This window comes from Lacticaseibacillus parakribbianus, assembly GCF_025490915.1.
Classification (GTDB): domain Bacteria; phylum Bacillota; class Bacilli; order Lactobacillales; family Lactobacillaceae; genus Lacticaseibacillus; species Lacticaseibacillus parakribbianus.
The window spans coordinates 113,426-139,511 of the sequence record NZ_JANQBA010000007.1 but is presented as its reverse complement, the minus strand read 5'-3'; the positions used below and the strand labels follow the sequence as shown (position 1 = coordinate 139,511).

Annotated in this window: 18 protein-coding genes; 13 read left to right on the top strand and 5 right to left on the bottom strand. The window is 62.9% G+C overall.

Annotated elements, in window-relative coordinates; all coding sequences use genetic code 11:
* Positions 1-3: 3 nt before the first annotated feature.
* Entirely contained in the window at positions 4-1,353 is a 1,350-nt protein-coding gene (locus NUH19_RS07805; RefSeq protein ID WP_262315994.1) for a TrkH family potassium uptake protein, read from the bottom strand.
* A 691-nt stretch (positions 1,354-2,044) separates the two neighbouring features.
* The gene (locus tag NUH19_RS07800; protein ID WP_420844678.1) at positions 2,045-4,270 is read right to left on the bottom strand and encodes a heavy metal translocating P-type ATPase; all 2,226 of its coding nucleotides are present in this window, start codon (positions 4,268-4,270) and stop codon (positions 2,045-2,047) included.
* Positions 4,271-4,444: 174 nt separating this feature from the next.
* On the opposite strand from NUH19_RS07800, the gene NUH19_RS07795 reads away from it, so the two are divergent.
* The 6 genes from NUH19_RS07795 to NUH19_RS07770 all read left to right on the top strand — a co-directional run bounded on the left by NUH19_RS07795 (position 4,445) and on the right by NUH19_RS07770 (position 11,600).
* Positions 4,445-4,729: a type II toxin-antitoxin system RelB/DinJ family antitoxin gene (locus NUH19_RS07795; protein ID WP_262315993.1), complete on the top strand. Its 285-nt coding sequence runs from the start codon at positions 4,445-4,447 to the stop codon at positions 4,727-4,729.
* Positions 4,716-5,048 (top strand): toxin MazF, encoded by a 333-nt coding sequence (locus NUH19_RS07790; protein ID WP_262315992.1) that lies wholly within the window; start codon positions 4,716-4,718, stop codon positions 5,046-5,048. Before NUH19_RS07795 ends, NUH19_RS07790 begins: the two co-directional genes overlap by 14 nt.
* 181 nt (positions 5,049-5,229) lie before the next feature.
* Positions 5,230-7,923, top strand: a complete 2,694-nt coding sequence (locus NUH19_RS07785) for an HAD-IC family P-type ATPase (protein ID WP_262315991.1) — start codon at positions 5,230-5,232, stop codon at positions 7,921-7,923.
* Positions 7,924-8,143: 220 nt separating this feature from the next.
* The gene (locus NUH19_RS07780) at positions 8,144-8,671 is read left to right on the top strand and encodes a transcription repressor NadR (protein ID WP_262315990.1); all 528 of its coding nucleotides are present in this window, start codon (positions 8,144-8,146) and stop codon (positions 8,669-8,671) included.
* A gap of 196 nt (positions 8,672-8,867) precedes the next feature.
* Positions 8,868-10,082 carry an MFS transporter gene (locus NUH19_RS07775; protein ID WP_338085548.1) on the top strand — a complete coding sequence of 405 codons (1,215 nt, stop codon included), beginning with the start codon at positions 8,868-8,870 and terminating at the stop codon, positions 10,080-10,082.
* A 297-nt stretch (positions 10,083-10,379) separates the two neighbouring features.
* Complete coding sequence (locus NUH19_RS07770) at positions 10,380-11,600, top strand: MDR family MFS transporter (protein WP_262315989.1); 1,221 nt, start codon at positions 10,380-10,382, stop codon at positions 11,598-11,600.
* 161 nt (positions 11,601-11,761) lie between these two features.
* On the opposite strand, the gene NUH19_RS07765 is transcribed toward NUH19_RS07770, so the two are convergent.
* Positions 11,762-12,346 (bottom strand): hypothetical protein, encoded by a 585-nt coding sequence (locus NUH19_RS07765; protein ID WP_262315988.1) that lies wholly within the window; start codon positions 12,344-12,346, stop codon positions 11,762-11,764.
* Positions 12,347-12,560: 214 nt separating this feature from the next.
* On the opposite strand from NUH19_RS07765, the gene NUH19_RS07760 reads away from it, so the two are divergent.
* The 4 genes from NUH19_RS07760 to NUH19_RS07745 all read left to right on the top strand — a co-directional run bounded on the left by NUH19_RS07760 (position 12,561) and on the right by NUH19_RS07745 (position 18,000).
* On the top strand, positions 12,561-14,567 hold the full coding sequence (locus NUH19_RS07760) for a DHH family phosphoesterase (protein ID WP_262315987.1): 2,007 nt from the start codon (positions 12,561-12,563) through the stop codon (positions 14,565-14,567).
* 152 nt (positions 14,568-14,719) lie between these two features.
* On the top strand, positions 14,720-15,175 hold the full coding sequence (gene rplI / locus NUH19_RS07755) for a 50S ribosomal protein L9 (RefSeq protein WP_262315986.1): 456 nt from the start codon (positions 14,720-14,722) through the stop codon (positions 15,173-15,175).
* A 263-nt stretch (positions 15,176-15,438) separates the two neighbouring features.
* Positions 15,439-16,827, top strand: a complete 1,389-nt coding sequence (gene dnaB / locus NUH19_RS07750; protein ID WP_262315985.1) for a replicative DNA helicase — start codon at positions 15,439-15,441, stop codon at positions 16,825-16,827.
* 24 nt (positions 16,828-16,851) lie between these two features.
* Positions 16,852-18,000 (top strand): hypothetical protein, encoded by a 1,149-nt coding sequence (locus NUH19_RS07745; protein WP_262315984.1) that lies wholly within the window; start codon positions 16,852-16,854, stop codon positions 17,998-18,000.
* A gap of 73 nt (positions 18,001-18,073) precedes the next feature.
* Here NUH19_RS07745 and NUH19_RS07740 read toward each other — a convergent pair whose 3' ends face one another.
* Positions 18,074-18,454, bottom strand: a complete 381-nt coding sequence (locus NUH19_RS07740; RefSeq protein WP_262315983.1) for a helix-turn-helix domain-containing protein — start codon at positions 18,452-18,454, stop codon at positions 18,074-18,076.
* Positions 18,455-18,866: 412 nt separating this feature from the next.
* On the opposite strand from NUH19_RS07740, the gene NUH19_RS07735 reads away from it, so the two are divergent.
* Complete coding sequence (locus NUH19_RS07735; RefSeq protein ID WP_262315982.1) at positions 18,867-20,156, top strand: adenylosuccinate synthase; 1,290 nt, start codon at positions 18,867-18,869, stop codon at positions 20,154-20,156.
* 86 nt (positions 20,157-20,242) lie between these two features.
* Here the strand turns inward: NUH19_RS07735 and NUH19_RS07730 are convergent, their stop codons facing one another.
* Positions 20,243-20,848: a TetR/AcrR family transcriptional regulator gene (locus NUH19_RS07730; protein WP_262315981.1), complete on the bottom strand. Its 606-nt coding sequence runs from the start codon at positions 20,846-20,848 to the stop codon at positions 20,243-20,245.
* Between the two features lie 226 nt (positions 20,849-21,074).
* On the opposite strand from NUH19_RS07730, the gene NUH19_RS07725 reads away from it, so the two are divergent.
* Both NUH19_RS07725 and NUH19_RS07720 read left to right on the top strand, forming a co-directional pair.
* A complete protein-coding gene (locus NUH19_RS07725; protein WP_262315980.1) occupies positions 21,075-22,130 on the top strand; it encodes an amidohydrolase family protein in 1,056 nt (351 codons plus the stop codon).
* A gap of 15 nt (positions 22,131-22,145) precedes the next feature.
* Positions 22,146-25,880 (top strand): MMPL family transporter, encoded by a 3,735-nt coding sequence (locus NUH19_RS07720; protein ID WP_262315979.1) that lies wholly within the window; start codon positions 22,146-22,148, stop codon positions 25,878-25,880.
* Positions 25,881-26,086: the final 206 nt, after the last annotated feature.

Below are 26,086 nucleotides of genomic sequence, written 5' to 3'. Positions count from 1 at the left end.
CAGTCAGCCGACGATGACCTCGGCCTCCGGGTAGGCGACGGTGTGGGGATGCGCGTCCAGGCGGGTGTTCAAGGCGACGGCCAGCGTCAGCGGCGACAGGCGACCGATGAACATGCACAAGGCGAGGACCAGCTTGCCGACGCTGGACAGCGCCGGGGTGATGCCGGTAGTGAGGCCAACCGTGCCGGCGGCCGAGGTGACCTCGAACAAGAGGTCCAACGCGGCGGTGCCGGGCTCGGTGAAGTGCAGAATCACAACGGCGACGGCGACCACGCCAGCGAGGGTGCCGACGATCGCCAGCGCCTTTTGCAGCACGGCCAGGGGCAGCCGCCGCCGGAAAATCACCAGCTGGGCGTGGCCGCGCAGGGCGGAAACCACCGCGGCGCCGAGTACCGCCAGCGTGATGGTCTTGATGCCGCCGGCGGTGCCGGAAGGGGAGCCGCCGATGAACATCAAGGCGCAGGCGATCAGCTTGCTCAAGTCGCCGAGCTGGGCCTGGCCGACGGTTTCAAAGCCGGCTGTGCGAAGCGTCACAGATTCAAAGGCTGCGGCCAGCCATTTTTGTGCGGGACTGAACGCAGCGAAGGCGCCGTGCCACTCCAGCAGCGCGAACAGGGCGGTGCCGCCGAGCGTCAGCACCAGGCTGACGCTCAGCACCAGCTTGGTGTGGACGCTCAGCCGACGCCGGCGGTGGGCCCAGTGAAAGCGCAGCTCGTGCAGCACCGGAAAGCCCAGGCCGCCCAGCGTGATCAGCGCCATCAGGGTCAGCTGCAGCGGCCAGTCGCCGGTGAAGTCGGCCAAGGAATGGGTGCCGACGATGTCAAACCCCGCGTTGCAAAAGGCCGACACCGCGTGGAATACGCCGTACCACAGCGCCTCGCCCAGCCCGTAGCCGCGGTCGGCCGCCAGGAAGCCGGCGGTCAGCAAAACGGCACCGGTGCCTTCGATCGCGGTGGTGTATTTTAGCACCCGCTTGACCAGCCCGGCCATGCCGCCGAGGGTCTGCTGGTTGAACATGGTCTGGATGGTCAGCCGCTGGCGCAGCCCGATGCGCCGGCGAAACACGATCAAGGCGCCGGTGACGATGGTGATGAAGCCGATGCCGCCGAGCTGGATCAGCGCCAAAATCACGAGCTGACCGAACAGCGTCCAGTGCTGGGCGGTGTTGACCACCACCAGGCCGGTCACGCAGTTGGCGGAGGTGGCGGTGAACAGCGCGTTGAGCCAGCCGACGCTTTGGCCGTTTTGCGACGCCACCGGCAGCGCCAAAAGCGCGGTGCCGACCGCGATCATCGCGGCGAAGCTGATGAGAATCGCCTGTGCGGCGGATAGGTGCCAGTGCTTGTGCGTCAATGCGTCGCCTCCCTGCGTTTAGTTCCAATGTAGCAAACTTCAGGGCAAAACAAAACCCCGCCAGCGGCGGGGTCAGTTAGGGTTGATTCGTTTTAGGGGGACGAATCAAGGAAGGAGTTGGATATGAAGAAGTTTGTTGGCCCGTATTAGGGGTGGGACCAACAGCTTATGAAGAAAAGTGGTTAGGGGTTGTAGAAGTAAGTGGCTGGCTCATTTCTATGTTGCTTATACTACAGGGAGATTGTGAAGAAACTGTGTTGAGGAAGTCAAGATTTTGCAAAGCTCGCGGCAAGTGCTGGCCTTTTTTGCACAAACAACCCCCGCTGTTCGGGCAGCGGGGGTGTTGGGCCAATTCAGCTTAGGGGGACTGATTGGTTGGGTCTGGGAGGACCGTGTTTGGAGTGGATCCGCTTAGGGGGACGGATCGGATTGGTTTGGATGTGGTCTGGGAGGACCAAGATGAAGAAAAGTGGTTGGGGTAGAAGTAAGTGGCTGGCTCATTTCTATGTTTCCAATACTACCGGCGACCTGTGAAGAAACTATGGACAGCCCGTCAAGATTCTGCGGGGGTTGCGTGAAAAATAGTGGCGAGGTCGCTGGGGGAGCGGACGATTGGCCTCAGCATGAGACCAGCCGTCCGGCGGCCGCGGCCGCCTCGCGTCGCCTCGCGTCGCCTCGTGTCGCCTGGCGCCTACTTGAGCCGCAGCGTCAGCGCGTTGGCCGCCACCGCGACGGTCGACAGCGACATGATAATCGCGCCGACCGCCGGGCTCAAGACGATGCCGACGCCGGCGAGCAGCCCGGCCGCCAGGGGGATGGCGACGATGTTGTAGCCGGCACCCCACCAGAGGTTCTCGGTCATTTTGCGGTTGGTCGCCTGGGCAAGGTTCAGGAAGTTCAAAATGTCCTGCGGGTTGCTGCGAACCAGGATGACGTCGGCGGATTCGATCGCGACGTCGGTGCCGGCGCCGATCGCCACGCCGACATCGGCCGAGGCGAGGCTCGGCGCGTCATTGACCCCGTCGCCGACCATCATCACGCGGTGGCCGCGGGTCTGGTAGTCGTGGACCAGCCGCGCCTTGTCGGCCGGCTTAAGCTCGGCATGGACGGTGAGGCCACCGAGCTGGGCCGCGACGGCCGCTGCCGCCGGCGCGTTGTCGCCGGTCAGCATCACCGGTTGGATGCCGCGCTTCTTCAGCGCCGCAATCAGCGCCTTGGCCTGCGGCTTGATCTGGTCGCCTTGCGCCACCAGGCCGAGGACCTGGTCGCCCTGCGTCAGGTAGCTGACCGAGTTGCCGGCCGCGGCCAGCTGCTGGAACTGTTTTTCGTCAAAAACCAGGTGCGACCGCCGCAGGTAGCTTGCGGTCACCACCGCGTAGTCTTGCCCGGCGATGGTGCCGGTGAGCCCGACGCCTTGCACCGTCTGCACGTTCGTCGCGGCCGGGGCGGTGAGCCCCGCGGCCTTGGCGGCGGTCAGGATGCCGGTCGCCAGCGGGTGGCTCGAGGTCGCCTCGAGCTGGGCCAACAGCGTCATCACCGCGTTGTCGGTGAGCGTCGGGGTCAGGGACCGCACCGCGTTGACCTTGAACACACCCTCGGTCAGCGTCCCGGTTTTGTCCATCAGCACCACGTCCAGGTGGCGAACCTGCTCGATGGCGCGGCGGTCGCGGATCAGCAGACCGTGCGTCGCGGCCAGGCTGGTGCTGCGGGAGACCACCAGCGGAATCGCCAGCCCCAGGGCGTGGGGGCAGGCGATCACCAGCACCGTCACCAAGCGGTTGAGGGCGACGTTCAGGTCGGCGACGGCCAACCATGCGAAAAAGGCCACCAGTCCGACCGCTAGTGCAGCGTAGAACAACCACTTCGCCACGCGGTCGGCCGCGGTTTCGGCCCGGGATTTTTCGGCCTGGGCCTGGCTGACCAGCTGCCCGACCTGGGCCAAAAAGCCGGTTTCCCCGGTCGCGGTCACCGTCACCGTCAGCGTCCCGTTGCCGTTGACCGCCCCGCCGATGACTTGGCTGCCGACGGTTTTGGCCACCGCCTTGGCCTCGCCGGTCACCAGCGCCTCGTTGACCGCGCTTTGACCGGCGGTGACGGTGCCATCCGCCGGCACCTTTTCCCCGGCGCGAATCACGACGGACTGCCCCGTGGTCAGGGCCGCCAGCGGCACGTCTTGGGTGGTGCCGTCGGCCTGCTGCACATGCGCCTGGCCCGGCAGCAGCTTGGCCAGCCCGGACAGCGCATCGCCGGCACGCATGGTCGCCGTCATCTCGATCCAGTGGCCCAGCAGCATGATGACGATCAGGCTGGCAAGCTCCCAGAAGAAGTCCATCACGTGGCGGCCGCCGAGCAGGTGGTTGTTGACGAACGCGTAGAGGCTGTAGCCGTACGCGACGCCGATGCCCATCGTGATCAGGGTCATCATCGCCGGGCTCTTGGCCTTAAGCTCCGCCTTCGCCCCGCTGAAAAACGGCTGACCGCCCCAGAAAAATAGGAAGCTGGCCAAAACCAGCACCACCCAGTCCGAGCCGGGGAAGGTCAGCTGAAACGGCAGGTGGAGCCCCATGAACGGGGACAGCACGAACACCGGCAAGGCGGCGACCAACGACACCCAAAACCGCCGCTTGAAGTTGCCCATGTGGCCGCCGTGGCCCATGTCCATGCCGGCCGCGTCGTGCGAGTGGTCGCCGTGGCCCATGTCCATGCCGGGCATGTCGTGCGAGTGGCCGCCGTGGCCCATGTCCATACCGGGCATGTCGTGCGAGCGGTCGCCGTGGCTCATGTCCATGCCGGCCGCGTCGTGCGAGTGGTCGCCGTGGCCCATGTCCATGCCGCGCATGTCGGTTTTGGCGTTGGCCGTCGTGGCATCTTTCGTTTGCTTTGCAACTTGGGGATGCGTCTCCTGTTTGTTTGTCATCGGTTTCTCCTTTTTTCGTGACAACTATTATCTACATTTGTAAATCTCGATTTCAGTCTAACACTTAGTTTACATTTGTCAACGTAAAAACCTAGCCGTCAGCACGTTGTGTTTCACACCTAAAAGTTTTCACCCGCGAACGTCTCGGCTATAATTAACCTAGGAGGTGATTGCATGGATGTGAAGAATCGAATTCAAGCCGATGTGGATCGCGACATTGATCTCAAGGTTCGCTACATTCTCAAGACACTGGGCATCAGCACGACTGAGGTCATCGACGCGCTTTGGGCCAAAATTGCAGCGGAGGGCCGAGTTCCGTTCGACTTAGCACTGACGGACCGACAAAAGGCCGAAATTGCGCTCATCAGCGCGGTTCACGACCAGGCCACTCCGTTTCTAACCACCAAGAAGGAAGTTGCCGACTACCTGCTTGGAGATGACGAAGATGATGAATACTGAGGTGGTCATCACCTTCGTCAGGTTTCAGGACCGGCCTGGTGGCAAAGTTCGGCCGGCGCTGATTCTTGGCACCTATGATCCGGACCAGCCTCGCGCCGCCTACAAAATCACCTCGCAGTTCCAGACCAAATCACTCAAAATCAGGCAGTATTACTATGAAATCATGGATTGGCGTGGGGCCGGTCTTCGCAAGGCATCGTGGATTGATACTGGGACGCGACTGAATGCCGATTTGTTCACGGATGTTCGGGTTGTCGGCCAGCTACAGCTGGTCGATGTGGTCGGACTAGAGGCCTTCTTGCGACTGCCGAAGCGGTAATCGCCAACCCACAAACTGGCACCTGCAGCAATGCGGGTGCCTTTTTGGCGGCGCCGAATAAAGCGCTATAATAACTAAATTTGACCACTTGCACAAAAATTAGCCGTACCGTAAAATTAAGGAATGAGAACCGCGCGGCAACGCACGGACAGCTAAATAAATTGTAAAAGGATGATGGTATATGGACGATCCCGCTGAACAGAGGCCGATGACCCACGTTGAGGTTGCCTCGCTGCAGGAGGAGTTACACGTTGAGGACTTGGATGCTGGCCTGAGTAGCCAGGAGGCCAAGCGCCGCCTGGCCGAGAACGGGCCCAACGCCTTGCAGTCGCACACAACCCCGAAGTGGGTCATCTTTCTCCGTCAGTTCAATAATATAATTATTTATATCCTGATTGGGGCCGCGGTTTTGACGATCGCGATGCGCCACACGACGGATACAATTATTATTGCGCTGGTTATTATTATCAATGCGGTGATTGGGTATTACCAGGAAGCCAACGCGTCCAACGCGCTGGAGAAAATCAAACAGATGCTGGCCCACACTGCGACGGTTTACCGCGATGGTCAGCGCGTCGATGTCGACACCGCCGAGCTGGTCGTGGGTGACGTCGTCTTTCTTGAGGCCGGCGACAACGTGCCGGCCGACCTGCGCCTGTTCGACGTCGACAACCTGTCGATTCAGGAGTCGGCGTTGACCGGGGAAAGCAATTCGGTGGATAAGCAAGTCGATGCGCTGCCGGCCGACACGCCGCTGGCCGAGCAGACCAACATGGCCTTCGCCTCGACGGCGGTGGCCTCCGGCTCCGGGATGGGGCTGGTGGTCGCAATCGGCCAGGACACCGAGATTGGTAAAATCTCGCAGGCCGTCGCCGATGTTCGCAAGGGCAAGACGCCTTTGATGAAGGAACTCGATGGGCTGGGCTCCGGCCTGTCCTACGGGATTTTGATCGCCGCCGTCCTCTTGTTCGGGCTGGGCTGGTGGTCCGGCCACTACACGCTGGGGACCCTGGCGCTGGCCGTGGTCACGATGATCGTCGGCTCGATGCCGGAAGGGCTGCCGGCGACCACCGCGGTGGTTTTGGCTCGGGGCATGCAGCAGCTGATGCACAAGGAGAACACCATCGTCAAGACGATGCCGGCGGTTGAAACGCTGGGCTCCGTGGACATCATCGCGACCGACAAGACCGGGACGCTGACCAAAAACGAGATGACCATCACCCAGATCGTCACCCCGCAGCACACTTACGCCGTGACCGGTACCGGCTACGCGCCGACCGGGGAGTTCAAGCTCGCCGAAACCACGGTGACCCCGGCGGATCACGAGGACCTCGCCGCGCTGCTGACGGCCGGGTTCCAGGCCAACGATACGACGTTGGCCGCAATCGACGGCGACTACCAGATCAACGGGGAGCCGACGGACGGCGCCTTTTTGACCGCTTATTACAAAGGCAACACCAGCGAGCCGGCAGGTGAAGAACTGGACATGCTGCCGTTCGACTCGGATTACCGCTTCATGGCCAAGCTGGTCGAGCTGCCGGATGGCACCCGCCGCGTCTACCTGAAGGGGTCGCCGGACAAGGTGCTACCGATGGCGACGGCGGCCGATCCGGACTTTGACGCCGCGCATTACCTGGCGTTGACCAAGCAGTACAGCCAAAACGGCCAGCGCGTGATCGCCGTGGCCAGCCGCGACGTGCCAAGCATGGTCGACGAAATCGACACCGATTTTTGCGAAAGCGGCATGACCTTCCTCGGCTTGGCGGCCATCATCGACCCGCCGCGCGAGGAGGTCATCCAGTCGATTCGCACCATGCGCCGCGCCGGCGTGAAGGTGAAAATGATCACCGGCGATCACCCGGACACCGCCTTGGCGATTGCCAAGAAGCTGGGCCTGGCCGAGTCGCCGGTGGTGGTCACCGGGACCGCTTTGGCCGAGATGAGTGAAGAAGACCGGCGCCGGGCCATGGTGGGGGCGGATGTGTTCGCCCGCACCACGCCGGCCGACAAGCTGGCCATCATCACCACCCTGCAGGAGGCCGGCAACGTCACCGCGATGGTCGGCGACGGGGTCAACGACGCGCCTGCCCTGAAGAAGGCCGACATCGGCGTGGCGATGGGCAAGTCCGGGACCGACGTGGCCAAGGACGCCGCCGACATGATCCTGACCGACGACAAGTTCACCACGATGGAACGCGCGATCGCGCAGGGCCGCCGGATCTACGACAACATCAAAAAGAGCATCCTGTTCCTTTTGCCGACCAGCTTCGCCGAGGGACTCGTGATTGCCTTCACCATTTTGACCCAAGACGACATGCCGCTGAACGCCAGCCAGATGCTCTGGATCAACATGGTGTCGGCCATCACAATCCAGCTGGCTTTCATCTTCGAGCCGGCCGAGGCCGGCATCATGACCCGGCCGCCGCGGCGCAACGGCGTGTCGATGATGAACAAGCACGACGTCTTCCAGCTGATCTACGTCTCGATCATGATCTCGGGGCTGGGCCTGCTCGCCCATGACTACCTGCTGGACAACCACCTGGTGGATGCGGCGACGGCCAGCACGATGATGGTCAACATCATCATCCTGGGCAAAATTTTCTACCTGTTCAACATCCGCACCCACGCCTTGGCCTTCTCCAAGCAGTTGTTCACCAACCCGATGGCCTTCGCAATCATCGGTGCGATGATGGCGCTGCAGCTGGCGTTGACCTACATTCCGTTCATGCAACACGTCTTCGTCACGGCACCGATGACCCTGCGCGAGTGGGGCATCGCCGTGGCCATCGGCTTCATCACCCTGGTGGTGACCGAAATCGACAAGATCATTCGCATGGGGCTGCGCAAGCTCTCGGCCGAAAAGTCGCTGGCGTAACGCCGGCGGCAGGCGGTTGATGCCGCTAACCGGTGGCCGGTGGCCCCGAGCGGTCAGCCCGGCCCCGCTGCCACCGCAGCTTGGCGGCCCGACACTAGCCCAAAAGGCGGCCTCGCCACAGAGACCGCCTTTTGCGTCTGTTGCACGGCGCGATTTTGCGGTAATATACCAGTGAACGGCGGAATCCAAAGCCGCCAAGCAGAGATCAGGGGGTAATGTGATGCTAACGAGTGCTGAACGGCAGGCCCAAATCCGGGCCGCCTTAGCTGATAACAACGCACCGATCACCGCGAACCAATTCGGCCAGCGGTTCGGTGTCAGTCGCCAGACCGTGGTCGGCGACATCGCGCTGATGCGGGCCCAGGGTGAGGCCATCATCGCCACGCCGCAGGGCTACCAGTACGAGGAAAAGCCGCGCCACGAGGCCGTCATCGTGTGCCGCCACACGCCGGAGCAGGCGCGTGAGGAGATGAACACGGTGGTCGACCTGGGCGGCGCCATCCTCGATGTGCTGGTCGAACACCCGGTCTACGGCCAGATCAAGGGCCAGCTGCAGGTTCGCACCCGCACGGATGTGAACCTGTTCATGGGTCACCTGCGCCAGCGCGAAGGCCACCTGCTGTCCGAGCTGACCGACGGGGTTCACCTGCACACCATCGGCTACGACACACCGGACCAGCTGGCCGCCATCAAGGACGCCCTTCGCGCCAAGGGTTTCTTGTACGAAGACACCAAGGGCCTCAGCTGAGGGCCGACCGCCTCGCGTGTACGCGGGGCTTTTTTGATGCGTTGCAGAAACTTCGTGAAAAAGTTGACAAATCCGTAGCCAGCGAGGAAAATACTGAGGCATAAGATGTCAAGACGTGGGAGTCGCGACATTCGCAATTATTTCCCGGGAAATGTTCAGGCAGCGGCGCCAAGGCGCCGGGTATGGGAGGAAAACGATGGCAAAAGAAATGACGACGACGAAGACGGCGAGTCCGGTTCGCCTGGTCACAGGGGTCGGGGTCGCCTGGCTGTTCGACGCGATGGACGTTGGGATGCTGTCCTTCGTGATCGCCGCGGTCAAGGGCGAATGGGGCCTGGATGCGGTGCAGATGGGTTGGATTGGCTCGGTCAGCTCGATCGGGATGGCGATCGGCGCCGTGCTGTTCGGCATTTTGGCCGACCGCATCGGCCGCAAAACGGTGCTGATCGTGACGCTGCTGTTGTTCTCGCTGGGGTCGGCGGCCAGCGCCTTGGCCACGGGCTACGCGATGTTCATGGTGCTGCGGCTGATCATCGGCGCGGGGCTGGGCGGCGAGCTGCCGGTGGCGTCGACCTTGGTGTCCGAAAGCGTCGAAACCAAGCACCGCGGCCGCTCCGTCGTGCTGCTGGAGAGCTTTTGGGCGGCCGGCTGGCTGCTGGCGGCGGTGGTGTCTTACTTCGTGATCCCGCACTGGGGCTGGCGCGTGGCGATGGTTTTGACCGGTCTTTGCGCCTTGTACGCCTTGTACTTCCGTGAAGGGTTGAACGAATCGCCGGCCTTTTTGGCCCAGACTCACCAGAAGCCCGGCTTCTTTCAGGCGCTGACCGCGCTTTGGCAGCGCAAGTATGCTAAGGCGACGCTGATGCTGTGGGTGGTGTGGTTCATGGTCGTGTTCTCCTACTACGGCATGTTCCTGTGGCTGCCTAGCGTGATGGTGCTCAAGGGCTACTCGATGATCAACAGCTTCGGCTACGTGCTGGTGATGACGCTGGCCCAGCTGCCCGGTTACTTCGTCGCGGCCTGGCTGATCGAAAAATGGGGCCGCAAGAAGGTCCTCGCCACCTTCTTGGTCGGCACCGCGCTGGCGGCCCTGGGCTTTGGCCTGGCCACCGGCCTGCCGGCGCTGATGGCCAGCGGCATGCTGCTGTCCTTTTTCAACCTCGGGGCCTGGGGGGCGCTTTACGCCTACTCGCCCGAGCAGTACCCGAGCGTCATTCGCTCCAGCGGCTCCGGCATGGCGGCCGGGGTCGGCCGCATCGGCGGCATCGTCGGTCCACTTTTGGTCGGCAGCCTGGTCGCGGCCAACGTCGGCTTCGGCCTGATCTTCGGCATTTTCACCGTGGCGATTCTGATCGGGGTCGTGGCGGTGCTGGCGCTGGGCACGGAGACCATGGGCGAAAAGCTCGACTGACGGCGTTCCCAACCGCGGCCAGGGCGCGGTGTGGCGAGCGGTTTTGCACGGTCACCTGCGGCGGTTGTGACCGCGGCCGGCAACGCGCCGCCGCGGCCCCGCAACCGCGTGGCAGGCCGGACCGGGGACCGCGGCCGGGTGGGTGCGATCGGCTTGCACCACCAGTTTTCAGTAATCTTTTCACGAAGCGACGTCTTGGCGACGGCGCTTTTTTGTGCGGCGGCGCGGTCCCGCCAAACGGTGGTGGCGAGCCCCTGCGGCGAGTGCTATAGTTAAGCCCTTGCCGGAGGACAACTAATGAAAGATTTCATGAACCTCGATCGCAACATCCGCTTGCGGATTGCGACCGTCTTTTTAAGTGTGCTGCTGAGTAGCACGATCATGCCGAACATGGCGATTTACTACGCCCGGTACTTCGGCGCCGCGACCACGGGGCTTTTGTTGGCCGTGGCGGCCGGGGTCGGGCTTGTCGCCGGGCTGTTCGGTGGCCACCTGTCGGACGCCCACGGTCGCAAGCCGATCATGCTGTGGGGCGACGGGCTGATGGCGGTCGGCCTGGGCATCGCCGCCTTGGCCAACTCGCCCTTGGGGACGTCGCCTTGGCTGACCTTCGCCGGTTTCCTGCTGGCTCGCGTCGGCGGCAACCTCGAGGACCCGGCCGCCCAGGCGATGATGATCGACGTGTCCAGCAGCGAGAACCGCCGCTTCATCTACGCGCTTTTGTACTGGATCATGAACATCTCGGTGATGATCGGCTCGGCCATCGGCGGCTGGTTCTTCCGCGACTGGCTGTTCGAGCTGATGCTGGGCATGGCGCTGATGGCGGTTGTCACCTGGCTGGTCGTGCGGTTTGCGATGAGCGAGACCTTCGTGCCGACCGGGCAGGTGACCAGCTCGCTGTGGCACATGGTGAGAAGCTACACGCAGGTGCTGGCCGACCGGCGCTTCATGGTGTTTTTCGCCGGGTCGCTGGCGGTCGAGGTGATTTTCAACCAGCCGATGTCCTACCTGCCGGTGCATCTGGACCGCGACTTTCGCACCGTCACGCTGTTCGGCATCTCACTTTACGGGCAGCGGATGCTGTCGGTGCTGACGTTGGTCAACACCATCTTGATCGTCACCACGATGGCCCTGATGACCCGGCTGACCAAAAAGTGGTCGACCAGCCGCGCCTTTGCCTTCGGGACGCTGCTGTTGGGCGGGGCGACCGGCGTGTCCTTCCTGCTCAACTCGCTGTGGCCGCTGGTGCTTAACGCGGTGGTGCAGACCATCGGCGAGATGATCGCGGTGCCGCCGAGCCAGACGCTGCGAGCGGATCTGATGGATCCCGAGAAGGTCGGCGCGTATTCCGGCGCCTGGACCACGGTGGGGCCGCTGTCGGCGATGATCGCCGGCTTCGGGGTGACCCTGTCTGCGGTGATCGGCAACGGCGGCATGGCCGCCTTGATGGGCCTGCTGGTGCTGGTGGCGGTGGTGCTGGTTCACAAGGCCGCCACCTGGCGCGTGGTCGCAGACTGACGCCGCGGCGGTTCACCGCGCCAAGCTGCGCCGGCCCGGGCCTCGCGGTGCGGCGAGCTTGAATTGGCCCCGCTTGCTCACCGCGGCAGCGAAAAGGACCCCGCGATCGCCAGCCGTTTGGCTGGCAATCGCGGGGTCCTTAACGTTGGCTTGAAGTGCGGTTACTTGGTTTGAACGGCCTTGAGCTTGGCCAGGCCGGCCTGGTACATCGCCTTGGCGGTCTTCTTCGGCATGGCCTTCTTCTCGGTGGTGGCCTTGACGGTCATCTTGGTCCAGCTGCTGCCGTCGCCGGTTTCCTCGAGGCGGATCACCTTGTGCTTGCTGTCGGTGATCAGGCGGGTGCCGGCGAAGTCGTAGGGGTACTTGCCGTGGTACGAGGCCTTGATCAGCGCCTTTTTCTGGGCGGCGGTGAGCGTCGCGCCTGGAATCGGCTGCTCGACGGTGCCGACCCATTTGGCCTGCAGGGTGACCTTCTTGCCGTCGACCTTGTAGGTGCCGCTCATCCAGGCCATGTTGCCGTTGGAGCCGGTCTTGGTGTTCGCGTCCTTCTTATCCATCACGCTGATGAAGGTCTTGTCCTGGCCCAAGTAATAGGTCAGGCTGTTCTTGGTGCCCTTGACGGTGACCGGAATCGTCACCTTGTAATCGGCATTGCCGATGGCGTTTTTGTCCTTGCAGGCACTCAGGCCCAGGCCGATGGTGACCAAGGCCAGCAGGCTCAGGGCGGTTTGTACTAATTTTTTCATGTGTGGGGACCTCCTTTGGCGTGGGTGACCGTGGTGGCCACTTGGCTGTCTAGACCAGCGTACAACGGGTCGCCGCCGATGACAAGTGAAATCGTTTGCTCGTGCAATGAACAAGGGGGTTTCACCCCAAAACCCTAAATATGGTAAAATTAGGGTTAAGAATTCCTTATTATGCGGGTCTGTCCCGCGCCTCTTTGTGAAAGCGAGCGATAACGTGAAAAATCTACTGGCAAAAATCAAGCTGCCGGCGTTCCTGGAGGACGTCCGGCTGCGCTGGATTGTCGCCATCATGGCGGTGTTGGCCGTGGTCGACGTCATCGTGGCCAGCTTCATCCGGCCTTGGCTGGCGCTGTTTCTTTTCATTTTCCTGATCGGGCTGCTCGGGGCGACCGTCTTCGCCCTGGCCCGAATTACCGAAAACACGAACAAATACATCTCAAACCTCTCCTACCGCATCAAACGCGGCGAGCAGGAGGCGCTGATCAAGATGCCGGTCGGGATTTTGATCTACAATGAGCAACTCGAGATCGAATGGGCCAACCCCTACCTGCAGCAGTACTTCGGCGACCACGAGTTCCTCGGCCAGCCGCTGTCTGCCATCGACGCCGAGCTGGCCGACTTGGTCACCTCCAACCAGGACTCCAGCGCCAGGACCAAGATCACTTGGGGCGGCCACCAGTTCGACATGACCATCCAAAAGAGCATCGGCGTGGTCTACCTGATGGACATCACCCCCTACGCCAAGATTGAAGCGGAGGCGGAGAACCGCCGCGTCGCCATCGGCCAGGTGTTCCTCGACAACTACGACGAGATCACCCAGACCATGGATGATCAAGCCATCACGAACCTGAACAGCTACGTCACCAACACGATGAGCGACTGGGCCAGCGCCTTTGGCATGTTCGTCAAGCGCGTCGCCGCCGACCGCTTCATCATGATCGGCTACCTCGCCTCGCTGCGCCAGGTCGAGGACGACAAGTTCAAGATTTTGGACCAGATTCGTGAAGAAACCTCCAAGCAAAACTTCCCGCTGACCTTGTCGATCGGGATTGCATACGGCGAGAACAACCTGTCGAACCTGGCCGCGGTCAGCCAGTCCAACCTGGACCTGGCGCTGGGCCGCGGCGGCGACCAGGTCGTCGTGCGTGAAAAAGGCGAGCAGGCGCGGTTTTACGGCGGTCGCACCAACCCGATGGAGAAACGCACCCGGGTTCGGGCCCGGATGATCTCCCAGGCGTTGCAGGAGCTGTTCAAGCAAACCGACAAAATCTTCGTGGTCGGCCACAAGCGGCCGGACATGGACGCGATCGGCGCGGGGCTGGGCATCCGCCGCATCGCCCAGATGAACGGCAAGGACTGTTACGTCGTGGTCGACCCGGCCAACCTGCACTCCGACGTCGAGCGGCTGATGACCGCGGTCGGCAAGGATCCGGAAATCGCCAACGCCGTGGTGACGCCCGAGGCCGCGCTGTCGCAGGCCACCGACAAGAGCCTGTTGGTGATGGTCGACCACTCGAAGGCCTCGATCACCGCGGCGCCGGACCTGTACGAGAAGCTCTCGACCCGCACCGTGATCATCGATCACCACCGCCGCGGCGAGGAGTTCCCCGAAAACCCGATGCTGGTCTACATCGAACCCTACGCCAGCTCGACTTGTGAGCTGTTGACCGAGATGTTCGAGTACCAGCCGACCGGCGTTCCCGGCCTGAACAAGCTGGAGGCGACGGCGATGCTGGCCGGTATCACGGTCGACACCAAGAACTTCGCGATGCGAACCGGCACTCGCACCTTCGACGCCGCGTCCTACCTGCGTTCCAACGGCGCGGATGGCCTGATGACCCAGAACCTGCTGAAGGAAAATATCGACAGCTACATTCAGAAGAATCATCTCATCGATACAATTGAAATGATTGCGCCAAGTATGGCATTATGTGTAGGTGAAGCGGACCGGGTTTACGACCCCGTGATCGCGGCCCAGGCGGCAGACACCTTGCTGACGCTCAACGGCATCACGGCCAGCTTCGTCATCACCCGCCGCTCCGACAACCAGGTCGGCATTTCGGCTCGCAGCCTGGGCTCGGTCAACGTCCAGCGCCTGATGGAGAAGTTGGGCGGCGGCGGTCACCTGAGCAACGCGGCCACCCAGATCAAGGGCGAGTCGGTCGCCGCGGTTCGCACCATGCTGGCCCGGGCGATCGAAGACGAGGCGGTCAACAACTAGCCGGCGCGAACGCGCCGAGCCCTGGCGCCTGGCGTCGGTGGCGCGGCCACGCGCAACTCGTTGCACCGCCGCTGCGGCGAGCGCGGCGGTGCAACGAGTTGCGGCAGGTAGGTCGATGAACCCCAAGCCCCAAGAAGAAAGAAGGACTCACAATGAAGGTTATTTTCACCGAGGATGTGCGTGGCAAAGGCAAGCGCGGTCAGGTCAAGGAGGTCCCGGACGGCTACGCCCAGAACTTCCTGATCAAGAACGGCAAGGCCAAGGCGGCCACCGCCCAGGCGATGTCTGCGCTGCGCGGCCAGCAGAAGCTGGAGGAGAAAAAGGACGCAGCGGCCAAGGCCGCGGCCGTCGTCGTCAAGACCCAGCTGGAGAACGACAAGACCGTCGTTCAGATTCAAAGCAAGGCCGGCGCGGATTCCCGCCTGTTCGGCTCGATTCCAAGCAAGCAGATCGCCCAGGCGCTGGAGAAGCAGTACCAGATCAAGGTCGACAAGCGCAAAATGGACCTGCCGGAGCCGATCAAGGCGCTGGGCTACCGCAACGTGAAGGTCAGCCTGTACCCAGGCGTCGACGCCAACATTCGCGTTCACATCACAGAGCTCAAGTAATCACAACCGCGGCGGGTGCGACAGCACTTGCGCGGGACTTCACGGGTGAGCGGCGGCTCGCCTGCTATCGTGCGACTGGCTGCGGCCACCGCACGATTTTTTAGTTGCGGCGACCGGTACGGGGGAGCCGCAAAGCCAGACGGGGCAAGGGCTGACGCCGCCGACAGCGCCTGGATCGGCGGCGCTTCGCGCGTTGCGTCCGGGCGGTAACTCGGATAAGATAGATGAGACGTATTGCCCGGGAAATAGTAGGAGGTCGGAACATGGATAATCAGATCAGGCGCATGCCACCGGCGAACCTGGACGCGGAAAAGGCGGTGCTGGGCAGTGTTTTGATGTCGCCCGACGCGCTGATCAGCGCGATGGAATTCGTGACCGAGGCCGATTTTTACAAGCGCGGCAACCAGCTGGTGTTCCACGCGCTGACCGAGCTGTCGGACCGCGGCGACGCCATCGATGTGCTGACGGTCGAGGACTACCTGACGGCCAACAACCAGCTGGCCGACGTCGGCGGCAACGGCTACATGATCGAGCTGGCCGACGCGGTGCCGACCGCCGCCAACGTCGCCTACTACGCCAAAATCGTGGCGGATAAGGCCCAGCTGCGGCGGCTGATCGAGACCTCGGAGCAGATCATTCAGACCGCCTACGACGAGCAAGACGACGTGCCGACGGTGGTGGAAAACGCCGAAAGCGCGGTGATGGCCGTCAGCGACGGTGGTTCCCGCTCGGGCTTCAAGCCGATTAAGGACGTGCTGAACAGCACGATGGCCGAGATCGACAAGCTCTACCAAAACGATCAGGAGATCACGGGGCTGCCGACCGGCTTCAAGGAGCTGGACCGCATGACCACCGGGCTGCACGACGACGAGCTGATCATTTTGGCCGCCCGGCCGGCCGTCGGGAAAACCGCGTTCGTGCTCAACATTGCGCAAAACGTCGGGACCAAAACCGGCAAGACCGTCGCGATGTTTTCCCTGGAAATGGGCGCCGAGTCGCTGGTCAACCGCATGCTCTGTGCGGAAGGCAGCATCGACGCGCAGCACCTGCGAACCGGCCAGCTCAACGAGGAGGAGTGGCAGCACCTGATCATCGCGATGGGCAGCCTCAGCCAGGCCAGCATCTACATCGACGACACCCCCGGCGTTCGCATGGCGCAGATCCGCTCGCAGTGCCTCAAGCTGCAAAAGGAGCACGAACACACCGAGACCCCGCTGGGCCTGGTCGTGATCGATTACCTGCAGCTGATCGAAGGCTCCGGGCAGGAGAGCCGCCAGCAGGAAGTCAGCGCGATTTCCCGCCAGCTCAAGAAACTCGCCAAGGAGCTGCACTGCCCGGTCATCGCCTTGTCGCAGCTGTCGCGTGGCGTCGAGCAGCGCCAGGACAAGCGGCCGGTGCTGTCGGACATCCGCGAATCCGGGTCGATCGAACAAGACGCCGACATCGTCGCCTTCCTGTACCGCGACGACTATTACCGCGATCCGGACGGCGATGGTGAAGAAGAGAACAATCACGATGACGACGACCAAAACGTCGGCGAGGTCGAGGTCATCATCGAAAAGAACCGTTCCGGGGCTCGAGGCACGGTCAAGCTGCTGTTCGTGAAATCGTACAACAAGTTCAGCTCGATCGCCTACACGCCGGGGCAGTAACGATATGGATAAGGAGGATGCATCGTGGATGCCATCCTGATGAGCCTGATGGCTGCCTTGAACGAGCAGCTTTTGATTAACATTTACCAGCGCGACACCGAGGACTTTTACACCGGTTACGTTCAGGCGCTGGGCAAAAACAGCGTGCTGGTCGCCACCTACAACGACGCCGGGCTGGCCGACGGGGCGGTTTTGATCAGCTTCGTCGCGATTTCGCAGGTCGAATTCGCCGGCGCCGACCTGGAGGACATGACCTTCCGGATGCGCGTCGCCGCCGCGGAGCACTTCAAGTCGCTGCCGGCGATCAAGGCACCGCTGCACTTCGACGCGACGCGCGACCTCACGCTGCAGCTGGCCACCCAGGTGCAAAAAAGCGGCCAGCTGATTTTGGTGATGCTGGCCGACGACGATGCCTACCTGGAAGGGCAGGTGACCGCGGTCGACACGGACCGGCTGACGCTGTCGGTGTTCAACAAGTTCAATTACACCGATGTGCGGGTGATGCAGGTGGACTTTTCCGACGTTCTGGTCATCGAGTTCCAGGGCCTGGAGCTACACTTGGAAACCGCGCTGCAGGCCGACCGCGACCAGCTCAAGCACTTGCCGACGCAGATTCACCAAAACGACGGCCAGCTCCAGGCGGTTTTGGCCGAGGCCCAGGCCCAGGCGGCGCTGGTGGCGGTGATGCCCAAGGGCGGCGCCGACCAGTTCTACGTCGGCCGGGTGCTGGCCCTCAACGCCGAGCTGGTGGTGTTGCGGCTCAAGGATATGGCCGGGCAATTCGGTGGGTACGTCGCGCTACGGCTGACGGGGCTTCAGACCGTGACCACGCAAAGCGACTACCTGCAGACCATCGCCTTTTACAGCCGGTGGGTCGCGGCTCACGACATGGAGAAACAGCCGGTCCTGAACGCCGACCGCGAGTTCGACGCCAGCGGCGACCTGATTGCCAGCCTGATTCAGTCGGCCGCGGCCTTCGACCGGGTCGTGCGGGTGCGGGGTAAGGAATCCGGCGACCAGCTGATGGGGGTGCCGGAGAACGTGACCGCCACCGGCTTCACGATGCATGCCGACGACACCGACGAGGACGTGCCGTTCACCTTCGCCACGGTGCAGGAGCTGGCGTTCGGCCACATCTACGCCTACCTGCAGGAGGCGCGGATGCGGCAGTGAGTCGCCGCACACATGCAGAAACACGAAAGGCGGCGGTCCCGGTTGGGGCCGCCGCCTTTCGTGCGGGTGACAGTCAATGAAAGAAGACGTAAATCCACAGCACGAGGACCAGGCCGAGGTACCAGTTGTCCTCCAGCCAGTCGTAGGCCGTCTGGCCGGTCTTGGGCGTCAGCGAGGTGGGGCGGCGGTTTGTGTTCTCGGGACCGGGGGTGGGGCGTTGCGTCCGGTCGGCGGTCGCGTCGCTGCCCGGCGCGGTCGCCTGGCCAAGGACCAGCCGATCCAGTGAAACGTTGAACAGCGTCGCCAGCCGCACCAGCGTCTCGAGGTCCGGCGTCGCGTCGCCCTGCTCCCACTTTGAAATGGTCTGGCGCGTCAGGAACAGCTGCTGCGCCAGCGCCTCCTGCGACCAGCCGCGTTCCTGTCGGTAAGTCCGAACCTGCGTTGCAAATTTCACGGTTGTCACCGCCCTTCTTCACACATATGATAGCGGTTGCCGGCGCCGCTGGCCAGACCGAATTTGGCGCAGGGTCGCAACTGGCGGTTGCGGCCAAAAATAGATTATTTCCCGGGAAATGCCCCGACGAGGTGGCGGGATGTTCGGACCGAGGTAGCCACCGGCGGCCGGATCGGCCCCGCCGGCGAACGGGGCAGACCTAGGCGCCGTTGCCACCGAGCGAAAGTGACCGTCCTTCGGATATTTTTACAACTTACGCCCGGCCGAAGACATTCGTTCGGATTTTTGATTTTAAACTCCAATATTCAAGCGGATCATTCGGCTTTTAACTTGCCGCGGCGGCCAATTGTTGCTAGAATAGCTAGTGGCAATCGCTAAGCGAACGCACATCGCAATTAAGGAGCACATCAACATGGGGACAGTAGTTATCGTAGGCACACAGTGGGGCGACGAAGGGAAGGGGAAAATCACCGACTTCCTGAGCCAAGGCGCCAACGTGATCAGCCGCTACCAAGGCGGGGATAACGCCGGCCACACCATTCACAACAACGGCGTGGTGTACAAGCTGCGGCTGATTCCGTCCGGCATCCTGTACCCGCACCAGCTGTCGGTGATCGGCAACGGCGTCGTGGTCAACCCGAAGTCTTTGGTTGAGGAGCTGGCGACGCTGCGAGCCAAGGGGGTCGCCGGTGACAACCTGCGCATTTCGGACCGCGCCCATGTGATTTTGCCTTACCACATTGCGCTGGACAAGGCCCAGGAGGCGGCCAAGGGCGACGGCAAGATCGGCACCACCAATCGCGGCATCGGCCCGGCCTACATGGACAAGGCCGCTCGCGTCGGCATCCGCTTCGCCGACCTGCTGGAGAAAGACACCTTCGAGACCAAGCTCCGTGCCAACCTGGCGGAGAAAAACGCGCTGTTCACGAAGATTTACGGCGTGGCTCCGATCGCCTTCGATGACATTTTCGAGGAATACTACGACTACGGCCAGCAGCTGGCCCAGTACGTCTGCGACACCACGGTTTTGTTGAACGAGGCGCTGGACAAGGGCGAAAACGTCCTGTTCGAAGGGGCGCAGGGCACGATGCTCGACGTCGATCAAGGCACCTACCCGTTCGTCACCAGCTCCAACCCGGCCGGCGGCGTGGCCACCGGCACCGGCGTCGGCGCCAGCCGCATCGACCGCGTGGCCGGGGTCGCCAAGGCCTACACCTCCCGCGTCGGCGACGGCCCGTTCCCGACCGAGCTGTTCGATGCGGATGGCCACTTCATTCGTGAGGCCGGTCACGAGTACGGGACCGTCACCGGGCGGCCGCGCCGCATCGGCTGGTTCGACGCCGTGGTGGTGCGTCACGCCTGCCGCGTCGCCGGCGTCACCGACTTGTGCCTGAACTCCGTGGATGTGCTGACCGGCCTGGCCAGCGTGAAAATCTGCACGGGCTACAAGCTCAATGGTGAGCTGATCACCCGCTACCCGGCCTCCCTGAAGGAACTGGCGGCCTGCGAACCCGTTTACGAGACGCTGCCGGGCTGGACGGAAGACATCACCGCCGCCAAGACCCTGGCCGACCTGCCGGCCAACGCCCGGGCCTACGTCGAGCGGATCGCCGCGTTGATCGGCGTCGACCTCTTGACCTTCTCCGTCGGGCCGGATCGCGAGCAGACCAACATTTTGGCCAACATCTGGGACAAACTCTAAACACGCCCTAAGGTAGACGCGAATCAGGCGCTGCCACCCATCACTGCAATGGTGATCGGTGGCAGCGCCTTTTTGGGTCGCGCCGGCTACTCGCGAATGCCCAGCAGGTCGTAGGGGCTCAGGAAGCGCGTGTTCATGATGATGGTGCAGATGGTAGCGGGTTCTTCGGGCGTGGGTGACTGCAGCCAGGTCTTGATGATGGCGAAGAGGCCGGAGAGAATCAGCTCCCAGGCGTAGTCCTCAGGGATGTACTTGGTCATCGTGATCTGCCCCTTGATGCGATCCAGCCCGTCGCCAATCGCGTCGCGCAGCAGACGCTTGAGCCGCAGCTCGAACCTGGGGTCGCCGTTGGGGCCGAACAGCACCTTGAACAAGTCGAACTCGTTGGCCACCAGGCTCACGACGTTTTCGACCACGGGGTAGGTGTAGATGCCGTTGGTCTTCACCGACTGGTAGGTCATGGTGCCGGTCAGATTGGTGGCCAACAGCTTGGTGATGGTCGCGACCAGCCGGTCTTCGTACTGCGTCAGCAGGTCGTACTTGTCGACGTAATGCAAGTAAAACGTGCCGCGGTTGATGCCGGCGCGAACGCTCAGGTCACGCACCGAGATTTTCTCGAAGGTCTTGGTCTGCAGCAGGTCGACGAAGGCGGCCTTGATGCTCGCCTCGGTTTCAGCGCTCTTCTTGTGCAATGCGATTCCCCCGTCCTATTTTGAGTCAATTATTCCCCGTTTCAGAAAATAAATCAACACCGTGTTCAGCGGCAGGCCGCCAGTAGCAACGGCTGCGGCCCTTTATGACATTTAACTCAACACTCCGGTTGATTCTGATTATTGCTGTGCGTCAGCCGGGACCGTAAGATGAGTGACGTTGTGAACACCGTGTTGAGTACAAAAATTCTGGTTTGGAGATGGCTTCATGGACGGCATCATCGATACACACACGCACTACCTGCCACAGGTTTACACCGCGGCTCTCAAGCGCCACATTCCCGGCGACCCCGACGGCTGGCCGACGCCGAGCTGGCGGCCGGCGACTACGCTGGGCTTCATGCACCAGCATAACATCCGCTACTCGCTGTTGTCGCTGTCGTCGCCGCACTTCAACTTCGGCGACAAGCAGGAGACGTTGACGATCGCCCGGGAGGCCAACGCGGAGGGCGAGCGGCTGACGCTGGCGCATCCGGATCAGCTCGGCTACCTGGCGTCGTTGCCGCTGCCCTACGCAGAGGCGGCGGTGGCGGAGGTCGACTGGGCCCTAACCCATTCGGCGCGGGGCTTCACCGTGCCGACCAACACCCGCGGCCTGTACTTCGGCACCCCGATTTTCGATGCGGTCTACGCGAAGCTGAACGCCGAAAAAGCGCTGGTGGCGCTGCACCCCAACCAGCCGGCGGCGCTGCCGCTGAACGTCAACATCGACATGCCGACGCCTTTGATGGGTTTTTTCATCGACACCACCATGACATTCATGAACCTGCTCAAGTACCACTTCTTCGACCGCTTCCCGGACATTCGCCTGATCGTGCCTCACGCCGGCGCCTTCCTGGGCATCCTGGCCGACCGCGACGCGCCGTTCGTCAAGCAGACCTACCAAAGCGACCTGTATGCGGCGCTGCAGCACGTCTACTTCGACACGGCCGGCGCCGTGTTCCCGCGGCAGCTGCCGACGCTGTTGACGCTGACCGACGAGCACCACATTCTCTACGGCAGCGACATTCCCTACACCAGCTCACCGCTTGCGGGGCAGCTGCTCAGCCTATTCACCCAAAGCAGTGAGCAGGCGGCCAAGAAGCAGCGGCTGATCCAAACCGCGCATCACTTCGACCACTTTTTCGAAAAACGCGCCAAGCTCGCGCGGATTCCCCAGCTGCTGGACATTGAGGTGAAGATGATGAACGGGGCGGAGGTCGTGACGCCGCAGCTGCAGCGCGAAATTCTGACCACCAACGCCGAGCAGCTGCTCGCCATGTAACAAGGAGGACTCCCAGTGAAACGATTCTTAGAACACCACATCGGCGCCTTGCTCGCCTGGCTGCTCATCGTGATCGTGGCGGTGGCCGGCATGCCCGACACCGCCGCCTTGGTTCGCGAACGCGGCGATATCCGCGTTCCCAAGACGATGCAAAGCCAGGTGGCGACGGCCATCCAAAACAAGTGGGGCAAGGGCCAAAGCGACGCCCGGCAGGTGGCCGTGGTGTTCAGCAACGGCGACGCCAAGCTGACGGCAAGCCAGCGGCAAAGCGTGGCCCAAACCGTGACCTTCCTGCAAAACAACCGCGCCAAGTACCACATCAAGTCGATCATGGCGCCGTCGGACAACGCGGAGACCAAAAAACAGCTGGTGGCCAAGGACGGCACGACCCAGATCGTGCAGCTGATGGTCGGCAAGCAGCAAACCGTCCGGCAGATGACCGCGACGCTTGAAAAGGCGGTCAAAACTAAGCACGTCACCACCTACGTGACCGGCGCCGACATCCTGACCGATGACTTCAACCAGGCGACGGAGGCCGGGATCAAGAAAACCGAGGTGATTGCCGCGGTGTTCATCTTTGTCGTGCTGATCCTGGTGTTCCGCTCGCCGGTGGTGCCGGTGATCTCCCTGGCCACGGTCGGCGTGTCGCTGCTGGTCAGCCTGAGCCTGGTGATGAACCTGGTCAAGTTCCTCGGCTTTCCGCTTTCCGCCTTCACCCAGGTCTTCATGGTGGTGATCTTGTTTGGTATTGGCACGGATTACAACATCCTGCTGTACGACCAGTTCAAGGAGGAGCTGGCCGCGGGGCTCTCGAACACCGAGGCGGCGGCCAAGGCGCGGCGCGTCGCCGGGCGAACCATTTTGTACAGCGGCTCGTCGGTGCTGATTGGCTTTTCCGCCCTAGGGCTGGCGAAGTTTTCGATCTACCAATCCGCGGTCGGCGTTGCCGTCGGGGTGGCGGTGCTTTTGGTAGTGCTCTTGACACTCAATCCGTTCTTCATGGCGACCATGGGCAAGCGGCTGTTTTGGCCGACCAAGGACTTCACCGGCGGCAGCCGTAGCCGGTTTTGGCAGGCGCTGGCCAGTCGCTCGGTGCTGCATCCGCTGATCGCGCTGGTGCTGGTCGCCCTTTGCGCGGTGCCGGTGCTGCTCGGCTACAACGGTTCTTTGAACTACGACACCGTGGTTGAGCTCGGCGCCAAGGTGCCGGCCAAGCAGGGCTTCAAGGTGATCCAGGCCCATTACTCCAAGGGCACCGCCGAGCCTTCCACTTTGTACATTCAAAGTGACAAGAAGCTGGCGGCCAATCAGTACCTGAAGGTGATCGACCAGCTGACCCGCAAGCTGCAGCAAGACCCGAGCATCGAGACGGTCGCCTCGGTCACCCAGCCCGGCGGCAGCGCAATCAGCGACCTGTATGTCCAAAAGCAGCTGGGAACCGTGACCAGTGGCATGACCCAGGCTCGCACCGGGCTGGGCGAGATCAACCGCGGCCTGCAGTCGGCCAGCTCGCAGCTCGCCGGGGCCGACATGGCCAGCGGCCTGGCCGGGGTGCGGCAGCTTGTCAGCGGCACGGACCAGCTTCTGACCGGGTCCAAGCAGCTGCAATCCGGCACCAAGCAGCTGGCGACCGGGGCCAACACCCTGAACCAAGGCGTCGGTCAGTACACGGGGGCGGTGGCGCAGCTCAACGCCGGCACGACGCAGCTGGCGGCTAACTCACCGCAGCTTGAGGCCGGCGTCACCCAGCTGACGCAGCAGACCCAGGCGCTGCCCCTGGCCGTGGCGGGGCTGACCGCCTACACAACCGGCATCAACGGCGGCATCGCCCAGATCAATGGGGCGTTGGCCGACAACGCCGCGGCGTTCGGCCAATTGGCGGCGGCGCAAACACAGATGCAGGCGCTGACAGCCCAAACCGCGACGATGAGAACCCAGCTGGCCGCCGCGCAAAAGCTGGCACCGCAGCTGGCCGCCGCCATCAAGCTGCTCGATCAGCTCCAAGCCGCCAAGGCCGATCTGACCGCGCTGCAGACCAAAGCGACCGGGCTGACCAAGACGCTGGCGACGGTTCGCACGACGATGACCCAGGTGGCGCTGCGCAACGTGGCCGCCACCGCGGCGGAACGCGCAATCATCACGCAGGCGCAGGCCATCGTGGCCGACGACACGGCCAGCGCCGCCGCCAAGAAGGCCGCGCAGGCCATTGTGACCAAGGCTCAGGCCAACCTGAGCGACAACCTGCAGGCCAACACCAAGGCGATCAGCGGTGTCGCCAGCCAGGCCGGCGCCTTGACGCTGCCCGATCTGACCAAGCTGCGCGAGCTCGCCGCCGCCTTGCCGAGCGACGACGACATCGCCGAGCTGAAAAGCGAGCTGCAGAACGCGCAGGCGCTGATGCAATCGGCCGCCGGCATGCTGGACCAGGCCGACGCGCTGAGCGGCCAGACCGCCAAGCTCGGTGAACTGACCACGGCCTTGACCCAGCTGCAAACCGGGCTCAAGACCCTGCAGACCAACTCCAACGCGGCCGTTCAGATCGCCACGCAGCTCAACGCCGGCGTGAACGGCTCGGGGGTTGACCTGAGCAGCCAAAAGACGATCCAAAACACGATTCAAAACGCCGCGATGACGCGGCAGCTGGCCGCCTTGACCGGCGGCGTCTCGCAGTACGTGAGCGGCGTCAACCAGGTGGCGAGCGGCACCAGCCAGCTGGCCGCCAATGCCACCGGCCTGTCGTCGGGGGCCGCACAGCTTTTGGCCGGCTCCCAGCAGTTGGCCGCTAACGTGCCGGCCCTGACCAGCGGCCTGACACAGGAACGCGCCGGGCAGCAGACCATGTACAACACGCTGGTCGGACTGACCGGTCAGATGACGCAGCTGCAAACCGGGCTCGGCTCGGCCACCGCCGGCCTGACCCAGATCGATGGCGGTGTTCAAACCGCCAACGGCTACCTCACCGGCCTCAAGCATTCCGCCGCGGCCAAGGAATTCTACATTCCCAAGGCTCAGCTGACGGGCAAGGCCTTCGAGCCGGCGCTTGACCAGTACCTGTCCAAGGACCAGACCGCGACGCAGCTCACACTGGTTTTCAAGGTCGATCCGGCCTCCGCAAAGGCGATGGCCAAGGTCACCGCGCTGCAAAAAGAGGTCCAAAACCAGCTCCGCGGCACGGCGCTGGCCGGCGCCACGGTGGCAATCGGCGGCCAAACCGCGTTCACCGCGGATACCCGCGACGTTGCGTCCAGCGACTTCATGCGAACCGCCGTCATCATGCTGGTCGGCATCGCGCTGGCCCTGATGGTGGTGACCCGCTCGCTGCTGCAGCCGGTCTACATCCTCGGAACGCTGCTGTTGGCCTACTTCTCCTCGCTCACGCTGACGCGCCTGCTCAGCGCGGCGTTGCTCGGCCAGGCTGAGCTGACGTGGAACACGCCGTTCTTCGGCTTCATCATGCTGATTGCGCTGGGCGTCGACTACAGCATCTTCCTGATGATGAAGTACCGTGAGTTCGGCCAAGAGCTGGCGCCGAGCCGCGCCATGGTCCAGGCCGCCGAGATCATCGGCGCCGTGGTCATCTCCGCGGCGATCATTCTCGGCGGCACCTTCGCCGCCCTGATGCCGTCCGGGGTGCTGACGCTGATTCAGGTCGCCATCACCGTGATGATCGGGCTGATCATTTTGGTGGTGCTGCTGCCGATCATTTTGTCGGCGAGCGTCGCCTTGACCTACGATCGGCACGACGCGTAACCGCTGAACCCGCAAACCCAACCGCTATCGGTTGCGGCTTGCGGGTTTTTCGCTGTGGGGACCCAACACCTTCGCGCGGCAGGCAGACTGCGCAAAGTGCGGTGCGTGGCCCTTGCTTGACCGCCGCGGAGGCACCGATTTTTGGCCAAAAAAATACCACGAGCAAGCTCGTGGCAGTGGTCGGGTGCGGGAACCTTCAGAACGCC